7 protein-coding genes are annotated in these 14,480 nt (G+C 41.9%); 5 read left to right on the top strand and 2 right to left on the bottom strand.

Annotated elements, in window-relative coordinates; translation table 11 throughout:
• Positions 1–16 precede the first annotated feature (16 nt).
• Entirely contained in the window at positions 17–913 is an 897-nt protein-coding gene (locus GD630_RS19115; protein ID WP_143867965.1) for a glycine betaine ABC transporter substrate-binding protein, read from the top strand.
• Positions 914–1,107: 194 nt separating this feature from the next.
• Here the strand turns inward: GD630_RS19115 and nifJ are convergent, their stop codons facing one another.
• Both nifJ and GD630_RS19105 read right to left on the bottom strand, forming a co-directional pair.
• The gene (nifJ, locus tag GD630_RS19110) at positions 1,108–4,656 is read right to left on the bottom strand and encodes a pyruvate:ferredoxin (flavodoxin) oxidoreductase (protein WP_143867963.1); all 3,549 of its coding nucleotides are present in this window, start codon (positions 4,654–4,656) and stop codon (positions 1,108–1,110) included.
• A 32-nt stretch (positions 4,657–4,688) separates the two neighbouring features.
• The gene (locus GD630_RS19105; RefSeq protein ID WP_143867961.1) at positions 4,689–5,867 is read right to left on the bottom strand and encodes an ATP-binding protein; all 1,179 of its coding nucleotides are present in this window, start codon (positions 5,865–5,867) and stop codon (positions 4,689–4,691) included.
• A 163-nt stretch (positions 5,868–6,030) separates the two neighbouring features.
• Between GD630_RS19105 and GD630_RS19100 the strand changes: the two genes are divergently transcribed.
• The 4 genes from GD630_RS19100 to GD630_RS19085 all read left to right on the top strand — a co-directional run bounded on the left by GD630_RS19100 (position 6,031) and on the right by GD630_RS19085 (position 14,458).
• Positions 6,031–7,236 (top strand): hypothetical protein, encoded by a 1,206-nt coding sequence (locus tag GD630_RS19100; RefSeq protein ID WP_143867959.1) that lies wholly within the window; start codon positions 6,031–6,033, stop codon positions 7,234–7,236.
• Positions 7,237–7,465: 229 nt separating this feature from the next.
• Positions 7,466–8,668 carry a glycoside hydrolase family protein gene (locus GD630_RS19095; RefSeq protein ID WP_143867958.1) on the top strand — a complete coding sequence of 401 codons (1,203 nt, stop codon included), beginning with the start codon at positions 7,466–7,468 and terminating at the stop codon, positions 8,666–8,668.
• Between the two features lie 123 nt (positions 8,669–8,791).
• Positions 8,792–12,877 carry a hybrid sensor histidine kinase/response regulator transcription factor gene (locus tag GD630_RS19090; protein ID WP_143867956.1) on the top strand — a complete coding sequence of 1,362 codons (4,086 nt, stop codon included), beginning with the start codon at positions 8,792–8,794 and terminating at the stop codon, positions 12,875–12,877.
• Between the two features lie 159 nt (positions 12,878–13,036).
• The gene (locus GD630_RS19085; RefSeq protein WP_143867955.1) at positions 13,037–14,458 is read left to right on the top strand and encodes an alpha-L-fucosidase; all 1,422 of its coding nucleotides are present in this window, start codon (positions 13,037–13,039) and stop codon (positions 14,456–14,458) included.
• Positions 14,459–14,480: the final 22 nt, after the last annotated feature.

Here is a 14,480-nt window from a genome sequence, read left to right as displayed (position 1 = left end):
ACTGAAAGGAATAAAAATGAGAATATATAAATTAGTAGGAATCGTACTGTCCGCTCTGCTTTTGCTGGCTTCCTGTGCAGATTCCGGCCCAAATAAGAAAAAAGTAAAAATAGCCTATGCCAATTGGTTGGAAGGAATAGCCATGAGCCATTTGGCAAAAGTGGTACTGGAAGAACAAGGATACGAGGTTGAACTACAGAATGCTGATCTTGCCCCTATCTTCGTATCCATATCCGGAAAGAATTCAGATGTCTTTCTAGATACCTGGTTACCGATAACGATGAAAGACTATATGGATCAGTATGGTGATAGCATCGAATTTTTAGGAGAAGTATATGGAGAAGCACGCGTTGGGTTAGTCGTACCTCAATATGTTGCCATTAATTCCATTGATGAATTGGCTGCCAATAAAGATCGTTTCTCTTCTGAAATAGTGGGAATTGATGCCGGAGCAGGAATTATGAAGACTACAGACAAGGCCATCTCTGCTTACGGCCTTGACGGCTATACCCTCATGACTTCAAGTAGCTCAACCATGTTGGCGTCTTTGAAAAAAGCGATGGATAAGGGAGAATGGATTGTCATTACAGGTTGGACACCACATTGGATGTTCGATCAGTTTGACCTGAAATTCTTGGATGATCCGAAGAAAGTATATGGAGATCTGGAAGAAATACATGCCATTGCCTGGAAAGGTTTCAGTAAAAAAGATCCATTTGCCGCTGAATTTTTCGGTAATATCAAATTAACGACAGAAGAACTTAGCTCTTTCATGACAGCTATGAAAGACGCTCGAATGGACGAAGAAGAGATTGCACGCAAATGGCGGGATGAACATCGGCAGTTGGTGGATAGCTGGATACCGAAGTCTGATAATTGTCAGACGAAAAAGAAACAATTGTCAGACGAATAAAACCATACATCATTAACCATAAGTCCATGAAGCATCAAAAATAAGTTTGCACAATCTCAAATTAGTTCATAACCGGCCTTATAAAAATCGGCCTTATATAAAACTGGCTTGGACATAAGAATTGGCTTAGACATAAAAAAGGGAGTCATGCGGTTGAGCAGACTCCCTTTTTATATTTATTTGAGTGTGATTAATTATTCAGCACCCCAGTTCTCTTTAGCCAGACGTTTGTAGCTGTTGTAACGCCATTTAGCGTTTGCTTCAGCAGCTTTAAACAGTTCTTCTGCTTCGTTAGGATATTGTTTCATTACAGAAGCGTAACGAACCTCACCCTTCAAGAAACCTTGGAAGTCTTCCCAATTCGGTTCTTTGCTATCCAATTGGAACGGATTCTTGCCTTCTTCTTCCAAAGCAGGGTTGTAACGCCACAAATGCCAGTAACCACACTTAACAGCCTTTTCTTCTTCTTCCTGGCTCTTACCCATACCGGCTTTCAGACCGTGGTTGATACACGGAGCATAAGCGATAATCAAAGATGGTCCCGGATATGCTTCTGCTTCGCGGATAGCTTTCAGAGTCTGAGCCTGGTCAGCACCCATAGCAATCTGAGCAACATATACATAACCGTAAGTAGTAGCCATCAGACCGAGGTCTTTCTTACGTACGCGCTTACCTGCAGCAGCGAACTTAGCGATAGCGCCTACCGGAGTAGCCTTAGAAGACTGACCACCAGTGTTGGAGTAAACTTCAGTATCCAGAACGAGGATGTTAACGTCCTTACCGGAAGCGATTACATGGTCAAGACCACCGTAACCGATATCGTAAGAAGCACCGTCACCACCGATAATCCACTGGCTGCGTTTTACAAGATATTGTTGCAGTTCAGCGATTTGCTTGCAGTGATTGCATTTATCCTTGTTAGCTTCAACCATCGGGATGATCTTAGCTGCCAATTCCTTAGTCTTGTCTGCATCCAACATATTGTTGATCCATTCAGCGAACAATTCTTTAGCCTCAGCAGGAGTACAGTCAGCAGCGATAGCTTCGTTCATCACTTTCACGATACGTGCACGCATCTTTTCGTTTGCCAATTCCATACCCAGACCGAATTCGCAGAAGTCTTCGAACAGTGAGTTAGCCCAAGCAGGACCGTGTCCGTTTTCGTTCTTTGTATAAGGTGTAGAAGGAACAGAACCAGAATAGATAGAAGAACATCCGGTAGCGTTAGCAACCATTTCACGGTCACCGAACAATTGAGAAATCAATTTCACGTACGGAGTTTCACCACAACCGGAGCAAGCACCTGAGAACTCAAACAGCGGAGTAGCGAACTGAGAGTTCTTCACGTTGGCTTTGATATCAACAAGATGTTGTTTAGTCTTCACGTTGTCAACGCAGTAAGTCCAGTTTTCAGCTTCAGCCAACTGACTTTCAAGGTGTTTCATTGTCAATGCCTTGCCACCCTTCTTCGGATTACCCGGACAGATGTCAGCACAGTTACCGCAACCCAGACAGTCGAGAACGTCAACTTGGATACGGAATGTCATACCGTCGAATACTTTACCTACGGCTTTCAGCTGTTCGAACTTAGCACCCTTCTGTTCTTCAGCGTCGAGTACGAACGGACGGATAGAAGCGTGAGGACAAACGTATGCACACTTATTACACTGTATACAGTTTTCAGGATTCCATTCAGGAACGAATGCGGCTACACCACGTTTTTCATATTTAGCAGTACCTTGATACCAAGTACCGTCTTCGATACCCTTGAATGCAGATACAGGCAACAAGTCACCGTCTTGAGCATTGATCGGACGAACTACTTCGTTGATGAATGCAGGATCGTTGTTTTCAGCTTTAGTGTCATCCGGCAGGTTAGCCCAAGCAGGATCAACAGTCAAAGTCTTGTATTCACCACCGCGGTCAACAGCAGCATAGTTCTTGTTAACAACATCTTCACCCTTCTTGCCGTAAGACTTAACGATGAATTTCTTCATCTGTTCAACAGCTTGTTCAACAGGAATAACGCCTGTGATACGGAAGAACGCAGATTGAAGGATAGTGTTGGTACGGTTACCCAAACCAATTTCCAATGCAATCTGAGTTGCGTTGATATAGTATACGGAAATATTGTTCTGTGCGAAATATTTCTTCACCTTGTTTGGCAGATTCTTAGCCAGTTCTTCACCTTCCCAGATAGTGTTCAGCAAGAAAGAACCATTCTTACGCAAACCGCGAGTTACGTCGTACATGTGCAGGTAAGCCTGAACGTGACAAGCAACGAAGTTCGGAGTGTTAACCAAATAAGTAGAACGGATCGGAGTATCACCGAAACGCAAGTGAGAACAAGTGAAACCACCTGACTTCTTAGAGTCGTATGAGAAGTAAGCCTGACAGTGTTTGTCAGTGTTATCACCGATAATTTTCACAGAGTTCTTGTTAGCACCTACCGTACCGTCAGCACCCAAACCGTAGAATTTAGCTTCGAACATACCTTCACCGCCCAATGCGATTTCTTCTTCTTGCGGAAGAGAAGTGAAAGTAACGTCATCTACGATACCGATAGTGAAGTGGTTCTTCGGCATTGGCATAGCCAAGTTTTTGAATACTGCGATGATCTGTGCAGGAGTAGTATCTTTTGAACCCAGACCGTAGCGACCACCAACGATAACAGGAGCGTTTTCAACACCATAGAAGCAGTCTTTAACGTCAAGATAAAGAGGTTCACCGTTAGCACCCGGTTCTTTAGTACGGTCAAGAACTGCGATAGTCTTGGCAGTCTTAGGTACAGCAGCCAGGAAGTGTTTAGCAGAGAACGGACGATACAAGTGTACGGCAACCAAACCTACTTTCTCACCGTTTGCTACCAAGTAGTCGATAGCTTCGCGGGCAGCTTCTGTTACAGAACCCATAGCGATAATTACGCGTTCTGCATCTTCAGCACCGTAGTAGTCGAACAAACCATATTTGCGGCCTGTAATCTTAGAAATTTCATTCATGTATTCTTCTACGATAGCAGGAACTGCTTCATAGTAGTTGTTGCATGATTCACGATGTTGGAAGAAGTGGTCAGGGTTTTCAGCCATACCACGAGCAACCGGATTCATCGGGTTCAGTGCGCGGGCACGGAACTCAGCCAAAGCTTCCTGGTCGATCAGCGGAGCAAGATCATCGTTTTCCAACATTTCAATCTTCTGGATTTCGTGAGAAGTACGGAAACCGTCGAAGAAGTTCATGAACGGAACGCGTGATTTGATAGTAGCCAAGTGAGCAACACCGGCCAAATCCATAACTTCCTGTACGGAACCTTCAGCCAACATAGCGAAGCCAGTCTGACGAGCTGACATTACGTCTTGGTGGTCACCGAAGATACACAATGCGTGAGAAGCCAATGTACGAGCAGATACATGGAATACGCAAGGCAAGAACTCACCGGCAATTTTGTACATATTAGGGATCATCAGGAGAAGACCCTGAGAAGCAGTGTAAGTAGTAGTTAACGCACCAGCCTGAAGAGAACCGTGAACTGCACCGGCAGCACCGCCTTCAGATTGCATTTCCTGTACCAATACTGTTTCGCCGAAGATATTTTTACGTCCTGCGGCAGCCCATTCGTCTACGTACTCAGCCATAGTCGAAGAAGGAGTGATGGGGTAGATAGCAGCTACTTCAGAGAACATATACGAGATATGTGCTGCAGCCTGGTTACCATCACAAGTGATGAATTTCTTCTGTTTAGTCATAACTAAATTAAATATTTAAGTAAATAAATCTTTTAATATAAAAAGCCGAACATCCAGAGAGGTATCTGATTGCCCCGACCTATTTCTGCCTTATGCAACGCATACGTCACATTCGGGTTATTCTTAATCTTTGCACCTTCCAGGCAAATCTTGAACGGCATCACTTCGTCTACGATAAAAGAGAAATTCTTGTCTCCTTTGTGTATCTTATGGTCCTTCCATAAAGAGTTTGCAAAGAAAGTGTCCAATACATCCTGTTCTTCTACTTTCACCGGGTAGATGGAATACATCAAGTTGGAGTTGTGCATCATTATCTTCGAAGGTTTTTTCGGAAATTCTTCCCCTTTCGGATAAACCAGATTAATGAGTCGTGCGTCCGCCAGATACTTGATGTAATTCATCACCGTAGCGCGGGATGTTTGTATGTCGCTTGCCAACTGGCTGACATTTGGAGCCTTCGGTCCGTCGACAGCGAGCAAATATAGTAATTTTTTTATCTTTGAAAGATATTTCAGTTCTATTTGTTTGAGAAGTAGGATATCCACTTCCACCATCATGTTCATTGTCTTTAGCAGATTCTCCGAAAAGTTGCGCTTTTCGAGGAAGAACGGATAGAATCCGTGATGTAGGTAATCCTGAAAATAATCCAACGGACGTACCTTGGAAAGCACTCCTTTGGCAATCTGTTCATGAGTACTTAGGATCTCTTCGAGACTGTAAGCCCGAAACTTCATACCGGTCTGCAAGTTCAAGAATTCACGGAAAGAAAATCCGCGCAGGTTATAGCTTTTTGCAATATCGCGCAATTCAAGGTTTTCTTCCTTCAGCCGCATCACGGACGAACCGGTAAAGACTATCTTCAGATTTGGAAAGCGGTCGTAACACATACGTAACTCCTTGCTCCATTCCGGGTGCTTGAACACTTGGTCGATGAGTAGTACTTTTCCACCGCGTTTTTGAAATTCGTTGGCAAAGTCCACAATGCTGTGTCCCGAGAAGTAGAAGTTGTTCATGTTGATGAACAGACAAGAGCGGTCGGTCCCGAATTTCTCTTTTGCGTATTGGAGCAGGAAAGTGGTTTTTCCTACGCCACGTGTCCCTTTGATACCAATCAAGCGGTCGCTCCAATCAATCTCATCCATAAGGTCACGGCGAACGGGGGCATTGGTGTGCTCAACAAGGTAGGCGTGTGTGCGATAGAATGCTTCCATTTCTGTTCTTTGTTTTACGGGTGGCAAATATAGTGCTTTTTTTAAGATTTGCAAAGTAGAGATGGCAAAATTGTGCTTTTAACTCTAACTTTCTTCTTATTATTAGGTATTGCTGACTATTTCCTGTATATATTTGCAGAATAAAGTTTTGAATTCGTTTGAGATGGCTAAAAAGACTCTTTATCTATTCAACCCGGAACATGACTTGGCGTTGGCTAGTGGTGAAATCAATTATATGCCACCGGCCTCCGCCCGGCAGATGGCGGCCGAGCTGGCCTTGCTGCCGGTGTGGTATGCTGAAGAGGGGAGTGCGGTATTGGCCCCTTCCGCTTATAATCTTGACTATATGAAAAGGATGCGGCAACTGTTGGGACTTTCAGTACATCTGATGACAGAACCGGAACTTGCTTCCGAACGAAACCTGGATATCCGTCCTTGGGGATGGGACATCGCCGTAAGAAAACGTCTCTTGGACTTAGGAATAGAGAAGCACGCATTACCCTCTATTGAACAATTAAATAAATTACGTTCTTGTTCACACCGTTCCTGTGCAGTAGAGTTGTTACCTCATCTGCAATTAGACAATTATTTTTGCGGTGAATCCTTCTACCTGACACTTCCCGAAGAATGGAAATCATTTGTTGAATCGCATGATACCTGTCTGCTGAAAGCACCTCTTTCGGGTAGCGGTAAGGGATTGAACTGGTGTAAAGGCATTTATACGCCTTCAATTTCCGGTTGGTGTTTGCGTATCGGAAGTCAGCAGGGTGGCGTAATCGGTGAACCTATATATAATAAGGTAGAAGATTTTGCTATGGAATTTCATTCTTTAGGTGACGGGCGGTTCAATTTCATCGGATACTCTCAATTTCGCACGGGTGGGAGTGGAGCGTATGAGGGCAATAGGTTGATTTCAAATGCTGCGATTGAACAGAATCTTTCGGAATATGTCCCTGTCGGGGAGCTTGATAAATTGCGTAATCGTCTTGAACGGGAATTATCTCTTCGCTTCGGAAGTGTTTACAATGGCTATTTGGGAGTCGATATGATGATCTGCCGCTTCCCGGAATCTCCGGCTTACCGTATTCATCCTTGTGTGGAAATAAACTTACGGATGAATATGGGAGTAGTAGCGCGTCACTTGTATGACCGTTATATATGCCCTTCCTCAACAGGAATTTTTCAGATAGACTATGCCCCTTCGGATGGAGCAGCATGGAACGCACACACAGCAATGGCAGAGACTTATCCATTGGAAATGGAGCAGGGAAGAATCCGCTCAGGTTATTTGCCATTAGTTCCGGTTTATAAAAAAAGTAAGTATCGGGCGTGGATTCTTGTATCAGAAAGTGTACATTGTGTAATATGAAACGGTAGTCGTTATTCCGAATTTTATTTTGTAATCAACAAAACCACTGCATCTATTTTTGTTTTCTTTCCGCAGGAGATAGTTGTCTGAAAACGGACAACTTTTGGACGAAATCAAACTTTACTGAAATAGAAACGGACATAAAAAGATAGTTTTGTAAAACCTATGTTTGGGAGTTAATCTAACTTTGTTGTTGATGAAATGTAATAAACAGAAATCGATTGAGACAATGAATAGCAAACTTTTTATGGTGGTAGCGGGAATTACTTTTCTGACTGCTTGTAATGTTCCGGGAGAAAATGAGATGAAGTGGTTTGACCGTGCGGTGAATACATCCGAACATCAATTGCTCTATATGGCAGAAAAATTGAAACACGAACCGGATACCCTCTGTTTTCCACGTTCTTTAAAAGATGGAGAATACCGGTTGGAAAAACCTTCCGATTGGACTTCCGGTTTTTTCCCGGGTTCTATGTGGCTGGCGTATGAACTTACAGCTAATGAGAAATTGGCGAAACAGGCACGTTTGTATACAGATCGTCTGGAAGCGATGCAATATTATACAAAAAACCATGATTTGGGTTTTATGATGTTTTGTAGTTACGGGCAGGGTATCCGTTTAAAGCCGGAACCTGCGGACAGTCTGATTCTCGTTCACTCTTCCGAAAGTCTTTGTACACGTTTTGAACCGAAAGTCGGATTGATTCGTTCCTGGGACTTTGGGAATTGGAGTTATCCTGTCATTATTGATAATATGATGAATTTGGAAATGCTTTTCTGGGCATCGGAACAGACAGGTAATTCGAAGTATAGGGAGATTGCCATAGCACATGCTGACAAAACATTGAAAAACCATTTTCGGAAAGATATGACATCTTATCATGTAGTCAGTTATTTGCCGGAAGATGGTACGGTCGAATCGAAAGGTACTTATCAGGGATATGATGATGAATCGTCTTGGGCACGTGGTCAGGCTTGGGGTGTATATGGATATACCATGTGTTATCGTTTCACGAAACAACATGTTTATTTGAAAGCGGCATATAAAATCGCAGAATTTATAATGAGTCATTGTCCGTCCGAAAAAGATTTTATTCCTTATTGGGATTATAATGCTCCAAACATACCCAACGAACCTCGAGACGCTTCGGCTGCTGCCATCACAGCTTCCGCATTGTTGGAGTTAAGCGGGTATGGAGACGAAAAACGAGGGCAGAAATACTTCCGTTATGCAGAGCAAATCTTGAAACAGCTTTCTTCAGAAACATATCTGGCAAGGGAAGGAGAGAACCATGGATTTATTCTTATGCATTCGGTCGGTAGTTTTCCACATAATAGTGAAGTCGATACTCCGCTGAATTATGCCGATTATTACTACTTGGAAGCTTTGAAACGATATAAAGAAGTCAAGTCTAACGGGTATATGCGATAAAATGAGGCGTTTATGGCAATTGTAGTTTGGTAATAGCTGGATTTTAACAAATGAGTTATTCTGGATTCTATTGGAAATACATATCTTTGCTTTAGTTAAAGTGTTATTGAATTGTGATTACTTATGAAAAACCGATATATACGCATTTGTTATTTGATTGTTTTATTCCTCTATTTCCAAATTGTTCCGATTGCTATTTTATGGGCAGATGAAACTTCGATTCATTTTAAACGTTTGTCCGTAGACGATGGGCTGTCGTATAATACGGTGCTTGCTTTAACCCAGGATCATAATAATAAGATATGGGTAGGTACTACTGAGGGATTGAATTGGCATGATGGCTTCCGGTTTGCATCCTTTTATAAATCTTTGGGTGATACAGCCAGTTTGGGGAATAACTATATCTATTCTCTTTATACTGACCGCAAGGGAACCGTATGGGCAGGGACGATGGTTGGACTTTCCCGGTATAATATTATAGGTAATGATTTTACAAATTACTCATTGCCGGGCAATCAGTCGGTTCAGGTGTTTGCAATAGAAGAGCCGTTAGACAGAGAGCAACTGTTGTTAGGTACTAATCGAGGATTGGTTCTTTTTGAGAAAGCAGATGGCAAGATGAATATTCTTCCCCAGTTGGAAGGAAAGAGCGTTTATGCCGTTCGTGCGATAGGGGACGGGGCATTACTTGGTACCTCAAAAGGTATTTATTTCTATTATTTCCGTAATGGTAATATTGTTCAATTACTTCCTGAACTGAAAAATGAAGTAATATCTGATATCATTTATGATGATAAAACCCGGAATTGTTGGTTAGCTTCTTTGACGAACGGGGTATATTTGATAGATGATAAATTTCAGGTTCGAGAACATTATAACCGGAAAAGTCATCCGAAACAGTTTATTTCTGATGCTGTCCGGGCCTTGCAGTTGGATGACCGGGGACGGTTATGGATTGGAACAGTAGAAGGGTTGCTGATTCTTCAACCGGATACGGAAAGTATTTCACCATATCGATTTTCTTATGATGATCCCTCTTCTTTGGGACATAATTCAGTACGTTCTCTTATGAGGGATCACCAGGGAGGAATGTGGGTAGGCACTTACCACGGAGGACTTAATTATTATCATGTATTGGCTCCCGACTTTCGTATCCTACAACATTCTGTCTGCCGCAATTCCTTGAGCGATAATACTATTAGTTGCATTGCGGAAGATCCTTTTAATAATAATCTTTGGATTGGTACAAATGACGGCGGGTTGAATCATTATGATAGGAGAACCGGGCATTTTACTTGTTATTCCGGTAAGGAAAACAAAACTAACTCCTTACGGTCGAATAACATTAAATGTGTGTTTCCTGAAAAAAGCGGTTCTGTTTATATAGGTACGCATAACGGAGGGATGAGCCATTTGGATGTGACGACCGGGCGTATAAGTAATTATGATATTCCCGGTGCCGCGTCGTTGGGAAATAGCTGCTATTCACTGTTGGATGGAGAAGACGGCACCCTTTGGGTGGGTTCGATGGCTGGTTTGTATCGTTTTAATTATCAAACAAAAGAAATGTCTTTGCATCCTTTGGCTTTAAGATATTCTCAATTGAAAGGAGTGCTGGTCTCTACTTTGTTTCGTGATTCAAAACAGCGTATCTGGATTGGAACGGAAGAAAGTTTGTATATGTGTGCTGATGGAGAACTACATGTGATGACTGATTCGGCAGAGGCTTATTCTCTTGGGCTGATACAAGCATTGTGCGTATATGAAGACAGCAGCCATGCCATTTGGGTAGGTACTTCTTCCGGGTTGTATCGTTATAAAGAGGGAACTTCTTTCTCGTGGGAGCGTTATTCTATGAGCGACGGTTTGCCTAATGATTGCATTAGTGGTATTTTGGAAGATAAAAAGGGGCGGTTGTGGCTTACAACGAGCAGAGGGCTTTCTTGTTTTGATTTGCAAAAAAGGAATTTCTGCAACTATATCAAACAAGATGGTCTGCCGCATAATCAGTTTATGCAATCGGCAGTATGCAGTTCAAGAGACGGCACTTTCTTTTTAGGTACTTTGAATGGAGTCGTTTTTTTCAATCCCGATCATTTCTCCGACAGTCCTTTTACCCCCAATGCGGTAATAACGGGATTGTCCATACAGAATCACCCCATAAGACAAGCAAAAGACGGAGATATTGATTTTTACCAAGCGGACAACGGAAAATTGCTGGGTGTCTCTTTTCCTTCAGAACTTAAAATGTTCAGAATCACTTTTTCTGTAATTAATTACCTGTCAAACAGCCGTAACAAATTTGCGTATAAGCTGGAAGGTTACGATTCGGACTGGATTTATGATGTATGGGCGGGGAGCCGTGGGGTGAACTATTGGAATTTGTCTCCGGGTAGATATATTTTTAAAGTGAAGGCTTGTAGTGACAGTGGACAGTGGTCTGAAACACCAGCAGAGTTTTTTATTGATATTCTTCCGATGTGGTATCAGACGTGGTGGGCTAAAACTCTGTTCTTTTTCTTCATTCTTAGTGTTTTAGTTTTTATATTTTATTTCTTTATTGTTCGTGCCAAGATGAGAATGCAGGTACAGATTGAGCATATCGAACGGAATAAAATTGAAGAAATCAGCCAAGAGAAAGTTCGTTTTTATATTAATATGTCTCATGAATTGCGGACACCTTTAAGCCTGATATTGGCTCCGTTGGAAGAATTGCTGGGAGAGAAGAACTCTTTTGAGCCTGGCATACAACAAAAACTATCTTATGTTTATAAGAATGGGCAGAGGTTACTACATATTGTCAACCAGTTACTTGACTTTAGGAAGGCGGAGTCGGGAACATTACCTATTAATATAGTTTCAGGACCCGTTGAGAGTATGTCAATGAATGTATTCAATTTGTTTAAAGAAAATGCAAGGAAACGAGACATTAATTTTCATTTCAGTTCGGATTTGAAAGATGAATTACTTCCTGTCGACAGGATGTATTTGGAAACGATATTGATGAATTTACTTTCCAATGCGTTTAAGTTTACTCCTGATGGTGGAGAAATTTCATTATCCTTGTGGAAAAAGGAAACTGCTTACGGATTTACGATACGTGATAATGGCATAGGGATTCCTATAGAGAAACTTTCCCGTATTTTTGAACGCTTTTATCAGGTGGATGATAATCAGAAAGGTTCTGGCATTGGTTTGTCTTTGGTAAAATTGTTGGTAGATAAGCATCGGGGTACAATAGAAGTGGTGAGTGAAACCGGGAAATTTACAGAATTCAAAGTGGCTTTGCCGGCGGATATTCAGGTGTTTCCGGCTGAAGAACAAAGACAAGATAAAGAAGCATCACTCTCTTTATCTGAACCGATACCATCTTTGGACGTTTCATATATGGAAGAGATTATGCTCCCTTCTGCTGATCTGGAGAAACAAGAAAGTGGGGAAGAGGAAGGGAGAGCGACTATCCTGCTGGTGGATGATAATAAGGAAATGGTTGATTATTTGAAGAATAATTTCAAATCGGAATACATCACATTGATAGCTGGAAGCGGGGAGGAAGCTTTGGAAATGATGAAGGAACAGAAAGTGGATTTAATTCTTTCTGATGTCATGATGCCGGGAATAGACGGTATTAAGTTATGTGAGATTGTGAAAAAGAACATGCAAACTTGCCATATTCCGGTTATTCTGTTGTCAGCGAAAGGTAGTCTTGAGGCGCAGACTGCCGGTATTCAGGCAGGTGCAGACGATTATATTCCCAAACCTTTCTCTATGTACCTCCTGAAAGGGAAGATTAATAATATCCTGAAGGCCAGGCAGCGTTTGAGATATTATTATTCCAGTACGATTGATATTGATGCGGCAAAAATGACTTCAAATAAACTGGACGAAGAATTTATTACCAAAGCTATTCAGACTGTGGAAGAAAACATCTCTGATGAGGACTTTACGGCTGATGATCTTGCGGAGAAACTCTTTATGAGCCGTTCGTCACTATACTACAAAATGAATTCTATATCGGGTGAACCACCGGCAAATTTTATTCGGCGAATACGTTTCAATATGGCTTGCAAATTATTGTTGGATGGTCATTACTCCATATCAGAAGTAAGCGCCATGGTCGGCTTTGCATCCCGGTCTTATTTCTCTACCAGTTTTAAAAAGTATATGGGATGCCTGCCTTCGGATTATGTGAAAAAGCAGAGAAAATAGTGTTCAGAAAGCTCTTCTGAATAAAATCTAAAAAACTTTGATAGTTTTTAGCACTCTTCTGGCAGTTATCGGACAAACAAAAAATGATACAAAACACTCTTTCATTCTAATCCTCATATCTTAGCGGAGGAATTTAAAACCTCTAAAACAACGATAAGTATGAGACAAATGAAAAACATGAAAGTAGTATTGGCTACCTTGTTCGGACTCTCTTTTTCCTGGAATGTATATGCACAGCAAAGTGATATTAAAGATCAAGGATATGTGCATAAATCATCAACTTCTTATGAATATCCGACAGACCCGGCAGTACAGCAGAAATTAGACCAATGGAGAGATTTGAAATTCGGTGTACTGTTCCATTGGGGGCTTTATTCCGTGCCCGGTACTTTCGAGTCATGGCTGTTGTGCTCGGAAGAGAAATTTATTCCTCGCCGTACCAAAATCTTCGGTGATATGCCTTATGACGATTTCAAAAAGTGGTATTGGGGATTAAGTGAGTCTTTCAACCCAACAAAGTTTGATCCGGAAGTATGGGCGGATATTATGAAAGATGCCGGCATGAAGTATATGGTTTTCACCACCAAGCATCACGACGGTTTTTGTATGTTTGATACGAAAGAGACTGATTTTTCAATAGCTAAAGGGCCTTTTAGAAACAATCCTTTAAAAGATGTGACTTATCATGTCTTTGATGCCTTCCGCCAGAAAGGATTTATGATAGGTGCTTACTTCTCCAAACCTGACTGGCACTGCAATGATTACTGGAGTAGAGACAGGGCAACACCAACCCGGAATGTGAATTATGACATCAAACTGAATCCGGACAAATGGAAACGGTTTCAGGAATATACGGCTAATCAAATTAATGAACTGATGACACGTTATGGTCGGGTAGATCTTCTTTGGTTAGACGGAGGCTGGGTAAGAGCTCCCAAAGAAGATATAAAAATGGACCAAATCATAGATAAGGCACGTGAAAGCCAGCCAGGGTTGATAGCAGTAGACCGGACTGTACCCGGGCGGAATGAAAATTATCAAACGCCGGAATTGACCATTCCTAAACAGCAATTGGATCATCCTTGGGAAAGTTGCATCACACTGACCAATCATTGGGGGTGGTGGAAAGACGCTCCATATAAATCTGCTGCCCAAGTAATCAACATTCTCGCGGAGATTGTAGCCAAAGGAGGTTCTTTGGTTTTGGGTGTAGGACCTACAGCAGAGGGTACTATCGAAGAAGAGGGGATACAGCGCTTGAAAGAGATAGGGCAATGGTTAAAAGTAAATGGTGAAGCCATCTATAATACACGTACTACTCCTGTCTATCAAAGTGGGAATATTTGGTTCACGGCCAATAAAGATGGAAAAACACTATATGCTATCTGTGCGCTGCCGGAGAATATGGAATTACCGCAAAAAATTGGTTGGGAGGGAAATGAACCTGCCGACAAAATGGTATTGCTTCAAACCGGTCGTAGCGTAAAATATCAGACCAAAGACGGCAAAGTGACAGTGACCCTGCCGAAAGGATTGAAGAAAGAATCGCTGGTTTTCAAATTTAAGCAGAAATCGTATTAGCACTTTTTGTTTAACTATTTAA

The organism is Bacteroides zhangwenhongii (assembly GCF_009193325.2).
Taxonomy (GTDB): domain Bacteria; phylum Bacteroidota; class Bacteroidia; order Bacteroidales; family Bacteroidaceae; genus Bacteroides; species Bacteroides zhangwenhongii.
Note: the sequence above shows the minus strand (reverse complement) of the source record. Positions and strands in the feature narration are given on the sequence as shown.

What these genes read in the sequence shown, in the direction of transcription:
- GD630_RS19115 (WP_143867965.1), top strand. Translation starts at nt 17, where the DNA reads ATGAGAATATATAAATTAGTAGGAATCGTACTGTCCGCTCTGCTTTTG.
- nifJ (WP_143867963.1), bottom strand. Translation starts at nt 4,656, where the DNA reads ATGACTAAACAGAAGAAATTCATCACTTGTGATGGTAACCAGGCTGCA.
- GD630_RS19105 (WP_143867961.1), bottom strand. Translation starts at nt 5,867, where the DNA reads ATGGAAGCATTCTATCGCACACACGCCTACCTTGTTGAGCACACCAAT.
- GD630_RS19100 (WP_143867959.1), top strand. Translation starts at nt 6,031, where the DNA reads ATGGCTAAAAAGACTCTTTATCTATTCAACCCGGAACATGACTTGGCG.
- GD630_RS19095 (WP_143867958.1), top strand. Translation starts at nt 7,466, where the DNA reads ATGAATAGCAAACTTTTTATGGTGGTAGCGGGAATTACTTTTCTGACT.
- GD630_RS19090 (WP_143867956.1), top strand. Translation starts at nt 8,792, where the DNA reads ATGAAAAACCGATATATACGCATTTGTTATTTGATTGTTTTATTCCTC.
- GD630_RS19085 (WP_143867955.1), top strand. Translation starts at nt 13,037, where the DNA reads ATGAGACAAATGAAAAACATGAAAGTAGTATTGGCTACCTTGTTCGGA.